Genomic DNA, 16,613 nt, shown 5'->3' with positions numbered 1-16,613 from the left:
GCCGCCGTTGCCGGCGGTCTGCCGGCGGGCCGCGGCCGCACCGGCGGCGGCCTGCGCGGCGGCGGGGCCACCGGTCGAGACGGGGGCGCCGGGCTTGCCCGGAGTGGGCTTCTTGCCGCCCTGGGCGACGTCCACGGGCAGCATGACCAGCGCGGTCGTACCACCGGAGTCGGACGGGCGCAGCTGGATGCGGATGCCGTGCCGCTGGGACAGCCGGCCGACCACGAACAGACCCATGCGGCGGGAGACGGAGACGTCCACGGTGGGCGGCGAGGCCAGCCGCTCGTTGATGGCGGCCAGGTCCTCGGGGGAGAGGCCGATGCCGGTGTCGTGGATCTCGATCAGCACGCGGCCGTCGGGCAGCGCGTGACCGGTGACCTTGACCTTGGTCTGCGGCGAGGAGAACGAGGTCGCGTTCTCCAGCAGCTCGGCGAGCAGGTGCACGAGGTCGTTGACGACCCGGCCGGCGACCTCGGTGGTGGGTACGGCGGCCAGCTCGATGCGCTCGTACTGCTCCACCTCGGACGCGGCGGCGCGCAGCACGTCGACCAGCGGGACCGGGCGGGTCCAGCGACGGCCGGGCTCCTCACCCGCGAGGACGAGGAGGTTCTCACCGTTACGGCGCATACGCGTGGCGAGGTGGTCGAGCTTGAACAGCGAGGACAGCTGGTCCGGGTCGGCCTCGCGGGACTCCAGCTCGGAGATGAGGGACAGCTGGCGCTGGATCAGACCCTGGGAGCGGCGCGAGAGGTTGGTGAACATCGCGTTGACGTTGCCCCGCAGCAGGGCCTGCTCGGCGGCGAGGCGGACCGCCTCGCGGTGCACGTCGTCGAAGGCCGCGGCCACCTGGCCGATCTCGTCCCGGGAGTGCACACCGACCGACTCCACGGAGGTGTCGACGTCCTGCGGGTCCGACTCCGAGAGCTGCTTGACCAGCTCGGGCAGGCGGTCCTGGGCGACCTTGGTCGCGGTCTCCTGGAGCCGGCGCAGCGAGCGGATCATGGACCGGGCGACGACGAACGCGCCGACCAGCGAGACACCGAGCACGAGCAGGATCAGCGCACCGGAGATGATCGCGTCACGCTGGGTGGCGCTCTTCAGCTCGCGCGCCTTCTGCTCCATCTCCTCCAGGAGCGTGCGCTCGATCTTCTTCATCTGCTCGATCTTGGTCGAGCTGTCGTCCACCCAGTCCTTGTAGGACCGCGCCGGGAGCTGCTGGAGGCCGTCCGGGGACTCGAAGGAGCGCTTGGCGTAGGTGTCGGCGGACTCGATCGTCGGGTTGCCCTCGTCGATCGGCTTGAGCAGTACCTCGGCGTTCTGGCTGGAGTAGATCTTCCGGAAGATCGCCAGCTCGGAGCCCTCGCTCTCGTACGCCGACTGGCCGTAGAGGCGGTCGTTCTCCGTGAGGTCGCCCTTGGTGTTGGTGGTCGCGGGCAGCGCGGCGGCGATCATCGCGCGCTGCACGGAGGCGTACTCCTTGGCGGTGGAGAAGGCCGCCAGCGCGCGGGTGCGCGAGATCATCTCCGGGTTGCTGGACGCCTCGGCCATGTCCTGGGAGAGGCCGATCAGCTGCGTGATGAGCCGGTGGTAGGACTCGACGGTCTGGGTCGCGTTGTCCTTCGAGGCGTAGGCCGACTTGCGGATCTTGGCGAGGTCGTCCAGCTGGTTGGCGAGGCCGACCAGCGCGTCACGGACGCCCTGGAGGTTGCCGTCCTTGCTGGCCGCGTCGATCTGCTCGGAGGCGTCGAGGAAGTTCTCGCGGGCCCGGTCGGTCTTCTGCTGGTAGGCCTTGATCTGGTAGTCGTTCGCCTTCAGACCGCCGTGCGACAGGGGACCGGCGGACTGGTCGCGCTCCTCCTGGAGCGCGTGGGCCAGTTCGGTGGCCTGCTTGGTCATCTCCGTCAGCAGCTTCATGTTGTCGAGCTGCTGGATGTCCTCGACGGACTGGTCGATACGCAGCGCGCCCAGCGAGGTGGCCGCGACCACCGGCAGCGCGAGCAGCGACACCAGGCGGGTGGAGATGCGCCAGTTGCGCAGGGCGAGCCGCGACCCGGTGCCGGTCGGGCCCTGCGCGGGCTTCACCGCCGGCGCGGAGTCGCCCGAGGGCGCCGCGGTCGCGGAGGCCGACGCGCCCGACGAGGCGGGGCCGCCCGGACGCCCGCCGCGCTCACCGCCGTCCGTGGTCTGGCCCGGGCCCGGGTTCTGGGCGTGCTGGGGCGAGGAGCTGACGGCCTTGGGGCCAGTCCCGCCGTGCGGCTCCGGCTCCGCCGAAGCGCTGCCATCCCTCTTGAAACGTCCCTGCACTAGCGTCGCAACCTCTGGACCAGGCGCCCCTCCGCGCGAACGGAGGGACACGGTGTCGGCGTTGTGGAGAGCGCCCTGAATACGCCCCCCGGTGGTCTTGAGTGACCGGCGCTGGTTCCCCCCTGTCTCGCCGCCGCTCGGCGCTGTGCGCGCCCCCTGCGCCGGTTCGATCCCGCGGCGGTCCGTGGAATTCCAGCACAGTGCAGGATCTCCAACAAGGGCAGTGGGCCGAGCTGTGACCTCCGTGACGGCCAGTGAGTGCCGGGTTACCAGCCGTGGACACTGATCCTGGGCATAACGGACGTACCCCTGCGAGTCGCCGGACGGCGTTCTCTGTCCCAGTCGCCATGATCGGGAGCGGAATGGTGGCTTCAGTGGGTCAATGTCCGTTTCGCTGAGGCGGATCAGCGGCCGGAATTGACCGATTTGCCCGCGACTTCGTGAGCAAACTCACACGCGACGCGTGGGCAGTTGGCGCCTTCGTCGGGGAATCGGATGTTTAGCCTGACGCTTTACAAGACGGACGACTCTGCCAACCACTCGACCAGAGGGCACAGGACGACAACGGTGAAGACGACGATGATGTTCCGCAAGATAGCCAACCCGCGACGCACGACCCTGGCGCACCTGAAGGACGCCGGCGAACTGCAGACGCCGGAGCTGCCGGAGCACTCCGTCGACCTCCCCACCCAGACCGCCAACCCCCGGCGCACCGTCCTGGTGGAGGTCCCGGCCGGCGCGGGCGCCCCGGCCGGCGAGTAGCCGACGGCTCCACGCGGCGCGGCCGGAAGGACCACGGCGGTCCTTCCGGCCGCGCTCGCGTTCCCGGCCGGGCCCCGCCGGGGGGCCATGCCCGGACTTCCCTCATGACCCGCTTCTGACCTGCGGCGATGCCCCCGGAAGCGAACAACTTGGCAGGGCTCCGATAACCTGAGGCGTCAGTACGCCGGTTCTCAGTGAGGGGCGCAAGGATCCCGTGCGCATCGCCAGGTTCTCCATCGACGGGAACGTCGCCTTCGGCGCGGTCGAGGGTGACAAGCAGGACGAACTCGTCCTCGACATCATCAAGGGCATCCCGTTCGCGGACTTCGAGCTGTCCGGGACGAAGGTGCCGCTGAGCAAGGTCAGGCTGCTCCCGCCGGTGCTCCCCAACAAGGTCGTGGCGTTCGGCCGCAACTACGCCGAGCACGCGCGCGAACTGGGCAACGAGGTGCCCGAGGCGCCGTTCGCCTTCTTCAAGCCGTCCACCTCCGTGATCGGCCCCGGGGACGACATCCAGTACCCGCCGTTCTCCCGGGAACTGCACCACGAGGCCGAGCTGGCCGTCGTCATCGGCCGCCTGTGCCGCGAGGTCCCCCGCGACCGCGTCAAGGACGTGATCTTCGGCTACACCTGCGCCAACGACGTCACCGCCCGCGACGTGCAGAAGCGCGAGAAGCAGTGGGCCCGGGCCAAGGGCTTCGACACCTCCTGCCCGCTCGGCCCCTGGGTGGAGACCGACCTCTCGGTGGACGCCGCGAACGACCTCACCATCCAGCTCACGGTCAACGGCGAACAACGCCAGCTCGGCCGCACGAGCGAGATGATCCACCCCATCGAGGACCTGATCGTCAACATCTCCGAGGCCATGACGCTGCTCCCCGGCGACGTGATCCTCACCGGCACCCCCGCGGGGGTCGGCCCCCTCAGCGTCGGCGACGAGGTCGCCGTCACCATCGAAGGCATCGGCACTCTCACCAACAAGGTTGTCAAGCGTGGCTAGCGCACCCGGCTCCGTACGCGTCCGTTTCTGCCCCTCGCCCACCGGTAACCCCCACGTGGGCCTGGTCCGCACCGCCCTGTTCAACTGGGCGTTCGCCCGGCACCACCAGGGCACCCTGGTCTTCCGCATCGAGGACACCGACGCGGCCCGCGACTCGGAGGAGTCGTACAACCAGCTGCTCGACGCGATGCGCTGGCTCGGCTTCGACTGGGACGAGGGCCCCGAGGTCGGCGGCCCGCACGCGCCGTACCGCCAGTCGCAGCGCATGGACATCTACGCCGACGTCGCGCAGAAGCTCCTCGACGGCGGCCACGCCTACCACTGCTACTGCTCCCAGGAGGAGCTGGACAGCCGCCGCGAGGCCGCCCGCGCCGCCGGCCGGCCCTCCGGCTACGACGGCCACTGCCGCGACCTGACCGCCGAGCAGGTCGAGGAGTACCAGGCACAGGGCCGCACCCCGATCGTCCGCTTCCGCATGCCCGACGAGACGATCACCTTCACCGACCTGGTCCGCGGCGAGCTGACCTTCACGCCGGAGAACGTGCCCGACTACGGCATCGTCCGCGCGAACGGCGCCCCGCTGTACACGCTGGTGAACCCGGTCGACGACGCCCTCATGGAGATCACCCACGTCCTGCGCGGCGAGGACCTGCTCTCCTCCACCCCGCGCCAGATCGCCCTCTACAAGGCGCTGATCGAGCTGGGCATCGCGCGGCAGATCCCGCAGTTCGGCCACCTGCCGTACGTCATGGGCGAGGGCAACAAGAAGCTCTCCAAGCGCGACCCGCAGTCGTCCCTCAACCTCTACCGCGAGCGGGGATTCCTGCCCGAGGGCCTGCTCAACTACCTCTCCCTGCTGGGCTGGTCGCTCTCCGCGGACCAGGACATCTTCACGGTCGAGGAGATGGTCCGGGCCTTCGACGTCGCCGACGTGAACCCCAACCCGGCGCGCTTCGACCTGAAGAAGTGCGAGGCGATCAACGCCGACCACATCCGCATGCTGGACGTGAAGGAGTTCACCGAGCGCTGCCGCCCGTGGCTGAAGGCCCCGTTCGCGCCGTGGGCGCCGGAGGACTTCGACGAGGCCAAGTGGCAGGCGATCGCCCCGCACGCCCAGACCCGCCTGAAGGTCCTGTCCGAGATCACCGACAACGTCGACTTCCTGTTCCTGCCGGAGCCGGTCTCCGACGAGGCCTCGTGGACCAAGGCGATGAAGGAGGGCTCCGACGCCCTGCTGCGCACCGCCCGCGAGAAGCTGGAGGCGGCGGACTGGACCTCGGCCGAGTCGCTCAAGGAGGCCGTCCTGGCCGCCGGCGAGGCGCACGGCCTCAAGCTCGGCAAGGCCCAGGCCCCGGTCCGCGTGGCCGTCACCGGCCGCACCGTCGGGCTGCCGCTCTTCGAGTCCCTGGAGATCCTGGGCAAGGAGAAGACGCTGGCACGGATCGACGCGGCGCTGGCCAGGCTGACGGCCTAGGCGCCCGGGTCCCCGAGGGGCGGCGGCCGTCACGGCTGCCGCCCCTCGGGCATGCCTGTCAGTGGGTCGCACTAGTGTTTCGGCTCACACCGCTCACCCAGCGAGCGGGATCGAGAAGGGCGCCGCCATGCCGATGAGTCCGCGGGACTACACCTGGCTGTTCACCCCGGGCAGCACGTTCAGCTACGAGTCCGGGACCACGGGCGTGATCCATGTGGCCGACGGCGGCGAACTGGACCTCCCCACCGGCCGGGTCGTCGCGAGCGACCCGTTCGTCACCCTCGGCAGCGGCGACGTCGAGCCCTTCACGGCCACCGTGGAGCCCGGCCGCTACCGCGTCGAGGCGGCCGTCGCGACCCTCACCCGGCCCGGCGAGCCCCCGTCCGAGGTGCCCCACCTGCGCGTGGCCGCCGCCCGGCTCGTCATCCGCGACGAGCCGGCCGTCAGCTGGGAACTGGCCCTGCTCCCCGGCCAGGACCCCGCGACGCTCAAGGACGACGAGTTCTTCGGGTACGGCGTCGACGCCGGCACGGGCTGCTTCTACGACGCCTCGGCCGAGGAGGCCTTCCCGGAGACCCAGGAGGAGGAAGGGCCGCTGTGGGACGCGTTCGAGAGCAGCGACTGGTCGCCGGGGCCGTACCTGGTCAGGTCCACGGACGGCGGCCACACCCTGGCGGCGTTCACCTCCGGCTGGGGCGACGGCTGCTACCCCACCTGGACGGGCCGCTCGGCGTCGGGCCGGATCACCTGCTTCCTCACGGACTTCTTCGTGGCCCCGGACCCCGCCGAATCCGCCTCTGAGCAGGCCTGACGAGGGCCCGGCGAGCGCCTGGCGAGCACCGGCCCGATTCCCCGGCACCCCGGCCGGTGCGGCGGTACCGTCGGTCGTATGACGATCAGAGCCGTGGTCTGGGACGTGGACGACACCCTCTTCGACTACACGACCGCCGACCGGGAGGGCATGCGGGCCCATCTCGTGGCGGAGGGGCTGCTCGCCGGCCACGGCAGTGCCGAGGCCGCGCTGGTCCGCTGGCGGGAGATCACCGAGGAGCAGTGGGCGCGCTACGCGGCCGGCGAGACCACCTTCCAGGACCAGCGGCGCGACCGGGTCCGGGTCTTCCTGGACAAGGACCTCACCGACGCGGAGGCCGACGCCTGGTTCGGCCGGTACATCGGGCACTACGAGGCCGCCTGGAGCGTCTTCCCGGACGTCCTGCCCGCCCTGGAGGCCCTCGCGGCCAGCCACCGGCACGCGGTGCTGTCCAACTCCAGCATCACCGTCCAGGAGCACAAGCTGCGCACCCTCGGCCTGCTCCACCACTTCGAGTCCGTGCTGTGCGCCGCCGAGCTGGGCGTCTCCAAACCGGAGCCGGGCGCCTTCCTGGCGTCCTGCGAGGCGCTGGGGCTGCCTCCGCACGAGGTGGCGTACGTCGGCGACCACCCGGAGATCGACGGGCGGGGTGCCGCCGAGGCCGGGTTGCTGTCGGTGTGGATCGACCGCGGGACGGCCTGCGTGCGGGCCGCCGGGGAGGTCGTGGCGCACCGGATCTCGACCCTCGCCGAACTCCCGGCGCTCGTCCGCGCGGATACCCGTTTTGGAGCCCCGTCCACCTTCGGGTAATGTTCTTCCTGCGCCGAGGGGAGCGGGCCGGAAGGCCGGAGCCCCGAGGAGCAAGCTAGAACGAGAACCCCTGTAGGGGCTTGAGTTCCAGTGGCCTATGGTGTAATTGGCAGCACGACTGATTCTGGTTCAGTTAGTCTTGGTTCGAGTCCAGGTAGGCCAGCTCGCAGAGCTCATCTGCAAAGCCCCCGTTGTGTAGCGGCCTAGCACGCTGCCCTCTCAAGGCAGTAGCGCCGGTTCGAATCCGGTCGGGGGTACTGATCTCGATCACGTCGAGATCGCTAGGGCCCCCGTTGTGTAGCGGCCTAGCACGCCGCCCTCTCAAGGCGGTAGCGCCGGTTCGAATCCGGTCGGGGGTACTGACTGGTCTAAACCATCATTGGTCTATGGTGTAATTGGCAGCACGACTGATTCTGGTTCAGTTAGTCTTGGTTCGAGTCCAGGTAGACCAGCTCGGACCTGCGGAAACGCAGAGTCCACGCCCCCGTTGTGTAGCGGCCTAGCACGCCGCCCTCTCAAGGCGGTAGCGCCGGTTCGAATCCGGTCGGGGGTACGCACAGGGAAGGCCCTCCACTTCGGTGGGGGGCCTTCGTCGTACCGGGCGCTACTCGAAGCCGTACCGCCGGGCCGACTCCTCCTCCTGGGCCAGCCGGCGCAGGGCCTGAAGGATCGGCTCGGTCAGCACCGCGCCGAGCACCGCCGTCTCCACCTTCTCCGCCTCCGACGGACGGGTCTCCACGAAGTCCAGGTCGAGCCTCGCCGTCTCGTGCATCAACTCGGCATAGGAGACGAGCAGTTCGCTGTCCCAGTCGTAGCCGAGCCGGCGGAACGCGGCCACCGCCACCACCAGGGAGCGGTACGCGGGGGAGATCGTCGTCAGCAGCCTCGCGTTCGACCAGCCCAGCCGGTCCAGCAGGTCGTCCGCCTCGCGGCGCGCGGCCCGGACGTGACTGTCGTCCTCGTCCGGCTCCGGCACCTGCGGCAGCGCCCACAGGGCCGCGCCCAGCCGGATCGTGCGGCCCAGGGACTCGTCGTCGACGTTGCGCAGCACCTCCCGGACCGTGGCCACCGGCAGTCCGCCGACCTGGATCATCGCGCGGACCAGCCGCAGCCGGCGCAGATGCTCGTCGTCGTAGTCCGCCGTCGTCGCGTTGATCTGGCGGCCCGGCGGCAACAGGCCTTCGCGCAGGTAGTACTTGATCGTCGCGGTGGCCACACCGCTGCGTCTGCTCAGTTCGGCGAGCCGCATGCCTTGCGCTCCTCTTCGGATACCGCCACTATCCAAGCACCGGCCGTTGGATAGCGCCGCTCACCGACGAGGGGGAAGTCTGCTCGCCAAGGTGCTGCTGACGGCGTCACCGCGTACGTACTACGTCGTGCAGTACTGGGGCTCCAAGGACCAGCTGTACGCCTACGCGACCGCGCCCGACGCCTTCCACCACACGGTGTGGGCGCGGCTGAACCGCAAGGAGCGGGCCGGGAAGCTGCGCGGGCAGGTCGGGATATGGCACGAGTCGTACGTCGTGCCGGAGGGGTCGTACGAGGCGGTCTACGGCGACATGCCGGCCTTCGGGCTGGCCGCCGCGCACGGGCAGGTGCCGCTGGAGAGGCGGGGGCGGTACGCGAAGGACCGGTTCGCCTACCGGTCGGGCGGTGATGTGTCCGCCCAGGTGCCGTGGAGGGTGCCGCTCCGGTCGGGGAAGAAGCCGCCGCGGCGTTGAGGCGGCCGCTTCCCGTCCGGAGCCGTGCTCCCGCGCTCAGCCCGAGCGGCGCAGGGCCTCGGAGAGGCGGGCCGCCGCGTCGATGACCGCCTGGGCGTGCATGCGGCCCGGGTGGCGGGTCAGGCGCTCGATGGGGCCCGAGACGGAGACGGCGGCCACCACGCGGTTGGACGGGCCGCGCACGGGCGCGGAGACGGACGCGACGCCCGGCTCGCGCTCGCCGATGGACTGGGCCCAGCCGCGCCGCCGTACGCCCGACAGGGCCGTCGCCGTGAAGCGGGCCCCTTGCAGGCCCCGGTGCAGGCGCTCGGGCTCCTCCCAGGCGAGCAGGATCTGCGCCGAGGAGCCCGCCTTCATCGTGAGCGTGGAGCCGACCGGGACGGTGTCCCGCAGGCCGGACAGGCGTTCCGCCGCGGCCACACAGATCCGCATGTCACCCTGGCGGCGGTAGAGCTGCGCGCTCTCGCCGGTGACATCACGGAGGTGGGTGAGCACGGGGCCCGCCGTCGCGAGCAGGCGGTCCTCGCCCGCCGCTGCCGCGAGCTCCGCGAGACGCGGGCCGAGGATGAAACGGCCCTGCATGTCGCGTGCCACCATGCGGTGGTGTTCCAAGGCCACGGCCAGGCGGTGGGCCGTGGGTCGTGCCAGTCCGGTCGCGCCGACCAGACCCGCGAGGGTGGCCGGACCGGACTCCAGAGCGCTCAGGACGAGGGCCGCCTTGTCCAGAACGCCGACGCCGCTACTGTTGTCCATGCAACGATACTCACGTCTCACTCTGTGAAACGCAAGTTCAATTTTCCGTGGAACGCGCCACCCTGGAATCACACAGCGGCCCGCAGACCAACGGGCCTGGCGGTGGACGCCCGGAATCACGACGTTCAGGGGCCCGAGAAGGGCAGCCACCGCTCCTCAAGATCTCTAGTTGGGTCGGTGGACGCTTGCCGGCCGGAGGGAAAGCGATGGGTAGGACACTCGCGGAGAAGGTCTGGGACGACCACGTCGTCCGGCGCGCCGAGGGCGAGCCCGACCTCCTCTACATCGATCTGCACCTGCTGCACGAGGTGACCAGCCCGCAGGCCTTCGACGGGCTCCGCAAGAACGGCCGCCGGGTCCGCCGCCTCGACCTCACCATCGCGACCGAGGACCACAACACCCCGACCCTCGACATCGACAAGCCCATCGCCGACCCCGTCTCCCGCGCCCAGCTGGAGACCCTGCGCAAGAACTGCGCCGAGTTCGGGGTGCGGCTGCACCCCCTGGGCGACGTCGAGCAGGGCGTCGTCCACGTCGTCGGCCCCCAGCTGGGCCTGACCCAGCCGGGCACCACGGTCGTCTGCGGTGACTCGCACACCTCCACGCACGGCGCTTTCGGCGCGCTGGCGTTCGGTATCGGCACCTCGCAGGTCGAGCACGTGCTGGCCACCCAGACGCTGCCGATGGCCCGCCCGAAGACCATGGCGATCACGGTCGACGGCGAGCTGCCCGACGGGGTCACCGCCAAGGACCTGATCCTGGCGATCATCGCGAGGATCGGCACCGGCGGCGGCCAGGGCTACATCCTGGAGTACCGCGGCTCCGCCATCGAGAAGCTCTCGATGGAGGCCCGGATGACCATCTGCAACATGTCGATCGAGGCCGGCGCCCGCGCGGGCATGATCGCCCCCGACGAGACCACCTTCGAGTACCTCAAGGGCCGCCCGCACGCCCCCGAGGGCGCCGACTGGGACGCGGCCGTCGCGTACTGGAAGACGCTGAAGACCGACGAGGACGCCGTCTTCGACGCCGAGGTCGTCATCAACGCCGACGAGCTGTCGCCGTTCGTCACCTGGGGCACCAACCCCGGCCAGGGCGCGCCGCTTTCGGCGCACGTCCCCGACCCGGCATCGTACGAAGACGCTTCGGAGCGCCTCGCCGCCGAAAAGGCCCTGGAGTACATGGGGTTGGAGGCCGGACAGCCGCTGCGGTCCATCAACGTGGACACCGTCTTCGTAGGCTCCTGCACCAACGGCCGCATCGAGGACCTGCGCGCCGCCGCCGACATCCTGCGGGGCCGCAAAGTCGCCGACGGCGTACGGATGCTGGTCGTCCCGGGCTCCGCGCGCGTGGGTCTCCAGGCCGTCTCCGAGGGCCTGGACGTGGTCTTCAAGGAGGCCGGCGCCGAATGGCGGCACGCGGGCTGCTCGATGTGCCTCGGCATGAACCCCGACCAGCTGGCCCCCGGGGAGCGCTCCGCCTCCACCTCCAACCGCAACTTCGAGGGCCGGCAGGGCAAGGGCGGTCGTACCCACCTGGTGTCGCCGCAGGTCGCGGCGGCCACCGCCGTCCTGGGCCACCTGGCCTCCCCGGCCGATCTGACCGACGACCGCACGCCCGCTGGAGTCTGAGAATCATGGAAGCCTTCACCACCCACACCGGCCGGGCCGTCCCGCTGCGCCGCAGCAACGTCGACACCGACCAGATCATCCCTGCTCACTGGCTCAAGAAGGTCACCCGGGACGGCTTCGAGGACGGGCTGTTCGAGGCCTGGCGCAAGGACCCCGAGTTCATCCTCAACCGCCCCGAGCGGCAGGGCGCCACGGTCCTGGTCGCCGGCCCCGACTTCGGCACCGGCTCCTCCCGTGAGCACGCCGTCTGGGCGCTGCAGAACTACGGCTTCAAGGCCGTGATCTCCTCCCGCTTCGCCGACATCTTCCGGGGCAACTCGCTGAAGAACGGCCTGCTCACGGTCGTGCTGGACCAGAAGATCGTGGACGCGCTGTGGGAGCTCACGGAAGCGGACCCCACGCGTGAGGTCACTGTGGACCTTGAGGCGCGTGAGGTGCGCGCCGAGGGCATCACCGCCTCCTTCGAGCTGGACGAGAACTCCCGCTGGCGGCTGCTGAACGGCCTGGACGACATCTCCCTCACCCTCCGCAACGAGGACGAGATCGCCGCCTACGAGGCCGGGCGGCCCGCCTACAAGCCGCGGACGCTCCCGGTCTGATCCGGCGCCGACCGGGCCCCACGAAGGTCAGGTTTCGGCCACCTCAACACCCCGCCTGTACCCCCGATCGCCCCGATTGGGGGTACAGCCATGTCTGCACCCGAACGGCCCTGCGGTCCTGACCTGGCCCGCTCAACTTCCCGCGTTACGGCGGCTGTTGTCCGGGTAGGTGAGTGCTGTGTTCGCGTCTTCCGCAAGTGCCTGGAAGGCCATTTGAGGCGGTAGTTGCACCCTGCGCAGGCGACAACTCGCCCCAGATGGCACAATCTGTGCATGGAACACGACGGCCAACTCCAGCTCTACACGGCGGTCGCGAACCAGCTCAAGGAAGCGCACGCAAGGGTGCGCGCACTGCAAGTCCCGGAGGGCGTACGGATGGCGCTGACCCGGAAGCTGCTGGTCATTACGGCCGCGGCCAAGCACGATCTCGCCGACGCGGCAAGGCGGCTCGATCGGTTCACCGCGGATCTCGACGCGGGTCGGATCCCCGAAGAGGACCGCTGAACCGTCCGAGACAGCCGAGTCCGTTGCGGCACAAGGGTGATAAGCCCGTTTCGTGTTTGATTTGCGGTATATATCTGCCTAACGTGCGAAAAAGCTTGAACACTTTCGTTCTGGCGATGTCTCCGAAGGGGAAGACGTGAACAAGGCGCAGCTCGTAGAAGCGATTGCCGACAAGTTGGGTGGCCGCCAGCAGGCCGCCGACGCTGTCGATCATGTTCTGGACGCCATCGTCCGCGCGGTCGTCGCGGGCGAGCGGGTCTCGGTCACCGGCTTCGGGTCCTTCGAGAAGGTGGACCGCCCCGCCCGCTACGCGCGCAACCCCCAGACGGGCGAGCGGGTTCGGGTCAAGAAGACCTCCGTGCCGCGCTTCCGCGCCGGTCAGGGCTTCAAGGACCTGGTGAGCGGTTCCAAGAAGCTCCCCCGCGGGGGCGAGGTGGCGGTCAAGAAGGCGCCGAAGGGCAGCCTGTCCGGCCCGCCGCCCACCATCGCGAAGGCCGCCGGCAAGAAGGCCGCCGCCAAGAAGACGGCGGGTGCGGCGAAGAAGACCACGGGTGCCGCGGCGAAGAAGACGGCGGCGAAGAAGACCACGGCCACCGCGAAGAAGACCACGGCGAAGAAGGCTCCCGCCAAGAAGACCACGACGACCGCCAAGGCCACCGCGTCGAAGACCGCCGCCAAGAAGACGACGGCCAAGAAGGCTCCGGCCAAGAAGGTCACCGCCAAGAAGGCCCCGGCGAAGAAGTCGACGGCCCGCAAGACCACCGCCAAGAAGACCACCGCCCGCAAGGCGACGTCGTAAGGCCGCCAGGGCAGTCACGCGCCGGGCCGGACTCCCCAGGGGAGCCCGGCCCGCGGCGTGTGTAAGGGGGTCAGAGGGTTTGAAGGGTTACGAGGGTGATCCGGAGGGTGTCGCCCTCGGTCTCCGTCTCGATCCGCACCCGCTGTCCCGGGCGCAGCAGCCGCAGTCCGCCCCGGTCGAACGCCGCCGCGTCGAAGGGGACCGGGGTGCCGTCGTCGAGGAGCACCTGGCCGCTGCGGGTTTCGGGGTCGTAGGTGTACGCGGTCGCCTGCATGGCGGCCAGCGTAGTGCGTCCCGCGGTTCGCCGTTGGGGGGCGGGCCGTACCCCGGCTGCGGGGCCGTCGTGGTGCTCGCGCCCACGCGGCGGAGCCGCACATCGACACGCCCCGCGCCCCCTTCGGGGCGCTTCAGGGGCCCGGGATGAGGAGTCCCGCCGACGCCGCCGCCGTGTACCGGCCCACGCCCAGGGTCAGCGCCGCCCGCAGGTCCGCGGCCGTGTCGACGTCCTGGCGGACCGAATCCACCCCCGTGAGCGTGAGTTCCACCGCCCCGGAGGCCCGGTGACGCGAACGGGAATCGACGCCGAACGCCGGCCGCAATTCACGGTCACCGGCCGCCGCCAGCAAAGTCGTGCCCAGCGCCGCCGCGTCCGCGAGAAACGCGCGCGGGAATTGCGAAGCCGCCGACAGTACCCGGGACAGTTCCGCCGGACGCAGGGCCGGCAGATCCGCGTTCAGGGCCGCCACCGCGGCGCCGGGACGGATCGCGCGCACGACGGCCGCGCCGTGCGTCAGCGCGGCGTTCAGGCCGCTGCCGGGCGCGTCCGGCACGATCCGCGCGCCGAGCGCGGCCAGCTCCCGGCCGGCCAGCTCGTCGTCCGTGACGACCGCCACATCCGACACCGCCGGACACGCCACCGCCGCGGCCACCGTGTCCTGCGCGAACGCCAGTGCCAGGCCCGGGCGCACCCCGTCGTCGGCGGTGTCCGCCAGCCTGCTCTTGGCCCGCGTCAGGGGCTTCAGGGGGATGACCAAGGTCCACTGCACCGGCGTACCGTCCCTCTCTTGTCGCGCTCATTGTCCCCCGGGGCATCTGGCGCCGCGGAAGGCGGGGCGTACGGTGTTCTCGACAGACCGGCGGCCCGGGGCCACACTTGTGCGGCCCCCCGCCGGGGTGGCAGTCCTAGAGGAAGGTGTCCTTGTGTCCCGCCGCAGAATCGGCTTCTGGTACCGCTTCGCCGCGGTGATCTGCAAACCGCCGCTGGTGGTTCTGATCAAGCGGGACTGGCGTGGAATGGAGCACATTCCGGCCGACGGCGGATTTATCACCGCGGTGAACCACAATTCCCACCTGGACCCCTTCGCGTACGCGCACTATCAGTACAACACCGGACGGGTGCCGCGATTCCTCGCGAAGAGCGGGCTTTTCAAGAAAGGATTCGTCGGCGCCGCCATGCGCGGCACCGGGCAGATCCCCGTCTACCGCGAGTCCACCGACGCCCTCAGCGCCTTCCGGGCCGCGATCGACGCCGTGGAGCGCGGGGAGTGCGTGGCGTTCTACCCCGAGGGCACCCTCACCCGCGACCCGAACGGCTGGCCCATGACCGGCAAGACCGGCGCCGCCCGGGTCGCCCTGCAGACCAAGTGCCCGGTCATCCCGATCGCGCAGTGGGGTGCCAACGAACTGCTGCCGCCGTACGCCAAGAAGCCCAACCTCTTCCCGCGCAAGACGCACCACGTGCTCGCCGGACCCCCCGTGGACCTCTCCCGTTTCTACGACCAGGAGATGACCCCCGAGGTGCTGAAGGAGGCCACCGAGGTCATCATGGCGGCCATCACCCGCCAGCTGGAGGAGATCCGCGGCGAGAAGGCGCCCGAGACGCCCTACGACCCGCGCCGCGAGCGGATCGAGCAGCGCCGCCGCACCCGGGCGCAGACGGAGGGCCGGCAAGTGGAAGGGCAGAGCAAGTGAGCGCACCGGCAAGGGTGGCGGTCTTCAGCGCCGGTTCGTGGGGCACCGCCTTCGGCATGGTGCTCGCCGACGCCGGCTGCGAGGTCACCCTGTGGGCCCGCCGGCCCGAGGTCGCCGAAGCGATCAACACCACCCGGATCAACCCCGACTACCTGCCGGGCGTCGAACTGCCCGAGAACGTCCGGGCCACCACCGACCCCGCCGAGGCGGCGGCCGGCGCCGACTTCACGGTCCTGTCCATCCCGTCCCAGACCCTGCGCGCCAATCTCGCCGAGTGGGCCCCGCTGCTCGCCCCGGACACCGTCCTCGTCTCGCTGATGAAGGGCGTCGAACTCGGCTCCACCATGCGGATGAGCGAGGTCGTCCAGGACGTCGCCAAGGTCGGCGCCGACCGGATCGCGGTCGTCACCGGACCCAACCTGGCCCGCGAGATCGCCGCCCGCATGCCCGCCCTCGCCGTCGTGGCCTGCACCGACGAGCGGGTCGCCCAGCGGCTCCAGGCCGCCTGCCACACGCCGTACTTCCGGCCGTACACCAACACCGACGTGGTCGGCTGCGAACTCGCCGGCGCGGTCAAGAACGTCATCGGGCTCGCGGTGGGCATCGCCGACGGCATGGGGCTCGGCGACAACGCCAAGGGCTCGCTCATCACGCGCGGCCTCGCCGAGACCACCCGGCTCGGCCTCGCGATGGGCGCCGACCCGCTGACCTTCTCCGGACTGGCGGGCCTCGGCGACCTGGTGGCCACCTGCTCCTCGCCGCTGTCCCGCAACCACACCTTCGGCACCAACCTCGGCAAGGGCATGACCCTGGAGGAGACCATCGCGGTCACCAAGCAGACCGCGGAGGGCGTCAAGTCCTGCGAGTCCGTGCTGGATCTGGCCCGCCGGCACGGTGTCGACATGCCCATCACCGAGACGGTCGTCAGCATCGTGCACGAGGGCAAGTCGCCGGTCGTCGCACTCAAGGAACTGATGGCCCGCAGCGCCAAGCCGGAAAGACGCTGAGCGGGGAGACGGTGGGCCCGGGGGCTGAGCGCGGGGAGTGCTGAGCCCGGAGGTTCTGTGCCGGGAAGTGGTGAGCCGGGAAGTGGTGAGCCCGGGAGGCGCTGAGCCCGGGGACGCTGTGCCGGGAAGTGGTGAGCCCGGGAGGCGCTGAGCCCGTGAGGTGGTGAGCCCAGAGGCGCTGAGTCGTGAGGCCGTGAACCTGGAACGCGCTGAGCCTTGGAGGCGCCGGGGGCGGGAGGCGGCGAGCCCCAAGGCGCTGTGCCGGGAGGTGCTGACCCCGAAAGGCGGCGAGCCGGGAAGCGCTGTGCTGGGAGGCGGTGGGTCCGAAGAGCGTTGGGTCGTGAGGCCGTGAACCCGGGAGGCGCTGAGCCATGGAGGCGCCGGGGGCGGGAGGCGGCGAGCCCCAAGGCGCTGTGCCGGGAGGTGCTGACCCCGAAAGGCGGCGAGCCGGGAAGCGCTGTGCTGGG

General features: G+C 70.6%; 17 protein-coding genes and 5 tRNA genes. 17 read left to right on the top strand and 5 right to left on the bottom strand.

The window, feature by feature from the left end; genetic code table 11:
* A partial coding sequence (locus ABZV94_RS27700) for a nitrate- and nitrite sensing domain-containing protein (RefSeq protein ID WP_356344907.1) occupies positions 1-2,304 on the bottom strand: 2,304 nt, incomplete at its 3' end.
* Positions 2,305-2,871: 567 nt separating this feature from the next.
* Here ABZV94_RS27700 and ABZV94_RS27695 point away from each other — a divergent pair.
* From ABZV94_RS27695 to ABZV94_RS27650, 10 genes are all read left to right on the top strand, one after another.
* On the top strand, positions 2,872-3,066 hold the full coding sequence (locus ABZV94_RS27695) for a hypothetical protein (RefSeq protein WP_356344905.1): 195 nt from the start codon (positions 2,872-2,874) through the stop codon (positions 3,064-3,066).
* Positions 3,067-3,280: 214 nt separating this feature from the next.
* Positions 3,281-4,066, top strand: a complete 786-nt coding sequence (locus ABZV94_RS27690) for a fumarylacetoacetate hydrolase family protein (RefSeq protein WP_356344903.1) — start codon at positions 3,281-3,283, stop codon at positions 4,064-4,066.
* On the top strand, positions 4,059-5,540 hold the full coding sequence (gltX, locus tag ABZV94_RS27685; RefSeq protein ID WP_356344901.1) for a glutamate--tRNA ligase: 1,482 nt from the start codon (positions 4,059-4,061) through the stop codon (positions 5,538-5,540). The genes ABZV94_RS27690 and gltX overlap by 8 nt, the downstream gene beginning before the upstream one ends.
* Before the next feature lie 127 nt (positions 5,541-5,667).
* Entirely contained in the window at positions 5,668-6,351 is a 684-nt protein-coding gene (locus ABZV94_RS27680; RefSeq protein ID WP_356344899.1) for a DUF4241 domain-containing protein, read from the top strand.
* 78 nt (positions 6,352-6,429) lie between these two features.
* The gene (locus tag ABZV94_RS27675) at positions 6,430-7,161 is read left to right on the top strand and encodes an HAD family hydrolase (RefSeq protein WP_356344897.1); all 732 of its coding nucleotides are present in this window, start codon (positions 6,430-6,432) and stop codon (positions 7,159-7,161) included.
* Positions 7,162-7,252: 91 nt separating this feature from the next.
* Positions 7,253-7,324 (top strand) — tRNA-Gln (locus tag ABZV94_RS27670).
* A gap of 21 nt (positions 7,325-7,345) precedes the next feature.
* A tRNA-Glu gene (locus ABZV94_RS27665) sits at positions 7,346-7,418 on the top strand.
* A 29-nt stretch (positions 7,419-7,447) separates the two neighbouring features.
* Positions 7,448-7,520, top strand: a tRNA-Glu gene (locus tag ABZV94_RS27660).
* A 21-nt stretch (positions 7,521-7,541) separates the two neighbouring features.
* A tRNA-Gln gene (locus ABZV94_RS27655) sits at positions 7,542-7,613 on the top strand.
* A gap of 28 nt (positions 7,614-7,641) precedes the next feature.
* Positions 7,642-7,714, top strand: a tRNA-Glu gene (locus ABZV94_RS27650).
* 51 nt (positions 7,715-7,765) lie between these two features.
* On the opposite strand, the gene ABZV94_RS27645 is transcribed toward ABZV94_RS27650, so the two are convergent.
* Positions 7,766-8,410 (bottom strand): MerR family transcriptional regulator, encoded by a 645-nt coding sequence (locus ABZV94_RS27645; protein ID WP_356344895.1) that lies wholly within the window; start codon positions 8,408-8,410, stop codon positions 7,766-7,768.
* Here ABZV94_RS27645 and ABZV94_RS27640 point away from each other — a divergent pair.
* Positions 8,409-8,882 carry a DUF4188 domain-containing protein gene (locus ABZV94_RS27640; protein WP_356344893.1) on the top strand — a complete coding sequence of 158 codons (474 nt, stop codon included), beginning with the start codon at positions 8,409-8,411 and terminating at the stop codon, positions 8,880-8,882. The two genes, ABZV94_RS27645 and ABZV94_RS27640, sit on opposite strands and share 2 nt — an antisense overlap.
* A gap of 36 nt (positions 8,883-8,918) precedes the next feature.
* On the opposite strand, the gene ndgR is transcribed toward ABZV94_RS27640, so the two are convergent.
* On the bottom strand, positions 8,919-9,635 hold the full coding sequence (gene ndgR / locus ABZV94_RS27635) for an IclR family transcriptional regulator NdgR (protein WP_023546516.1): 717 nt from the start codon (positions 9,633-9,635) through the stop codon (positions 8,919-8,921).
* A 206-nt stretch (positions 9,636-9,841) separates the two neighbouring features.
* Between ndgR and leuC the strand changes: the two genes are divergently transcribed.
* The 4 genes from leuC (at position 9,842) to ABZV94_RS27615 (ending at position 13,168) form a co-directional block, all read left to right on the top strand.
* Positions 9,842-11,266: a 3-isopropylmalate dehydratase large subunit gene (gene leuC / locus ABZV94_RS27630; protein ID WP_356344891.1), complete on the top strand. Its 1,425-nt coding sequence runs from the start codon at positions 9,842-9,844 to the stop codon at positions 11,264-11,266.
* 5 nt (positions 11,267-11,271) lie between these two features.
* Positions 11,272-11,865, top strand: coding sequence for a 3-isopropylmalate dehydratase small subunit (leuD, locus tag ABZV94_RS27625; RefSeq protein WP_356344889.1), 594 nt, complete (start codon positions 11,272-11,274; stop codon positions 11,863-11,865).
* A gap of 273 nt (positions 11,866-12,138) precedes the next feature.
* Complete coding sequence (locus ABZV94_RS27620) at positions 12,139-12,369, top strand: hypothetical protein (protein ID WP_030649187.1); 231 nt, start codon at positions 12,139-12,141, stop codon at positions 12,367-12,369.
* A 136-nt stretch (positions 12,370-12,505) separates the two neighbouring features.
* Positions 12,506-13,168, top strand: coding sequence for an HU family DNA-binding protein (locus ABZV94_RS27615; protein WP_356344887.1), 663 nt, complete (start codon positions 12,506-12,508; stop codon positions 13,166-13,168).
* 70 nt (positions 13,169-13,238) lie between these two features.
* Here the strand turns inward: ABZV94_RS27615 and ABZV94_RS27610 are convergent, their stop codons facing one another.
* On the bottom strand, positions 13,239-13,442 hold the full coding sequence (locus ABZV94_RS27610) for a hypothetical protein (RefSeq protein ID WP_356344885.1): 204 nt from the start codon (positions 13,440-13,442) through the stop codon (positions 13,239-13,241).
* A gap of 133 nt (positions 13,443-13,575) precedes the next feature.
* Complete coding sequence (gene cofC / locus ABZV94_RS27605; protein ID WP_356344883.1) at positions 13,576-14,214, bottom strand: 2-phospho-L-lactate guanylyltransferase; 639 nt, start codon at positions 14,212-14,214, stop codon at positions 13,576-13,578.
* 154 nt (positions 14,215-14,368) lie between these two features.
* Between cofC and ABZV94_RS27600 the strand changes: the two genes are divergently transcribed.
* Positions 14,369-15,139 (top strand): lysophospholipid acyltransferase family protein, encoded by a 771-nt coding sequence (locus ABZV94_RS27600; RefSeq protein ID WP_356344881.1) that lies wholly within the window; start codon positions 14,369-14,371, stop codon positions 15,137-15,139.
* Entirely contained in the window at positions 15,136-16,146 is a 1,011-nt protein-coding gene (locus ABZV94_RS27595) for an NAD(P)H-dependent glycerol-3-phosphate dehydrogenase (protein ID WP_356344879.1), read from the top strand. Before ABZV94_RS27600 ends, ABZV94_RS27595 begins: the two co-directional genes overlap by 4 nt.
* Positions 16,147-16,613 lie beyond the last annotated feature (467 nt).

Origin of the sequence: Streptomyces sp. NPDC004658, assembly GCF_040609555.1 — a bacterium.
GTDB lineage: Bacteria > Actinomycetota > Actinomycetes > Streptomycetales > Streptomycetaceae > Streptomyces.
The sequence above is the reverse complement of the archived record's forward strand: the minus strand, read 5'-3'. Positions and strand labels throughout refer to the sequence as shown.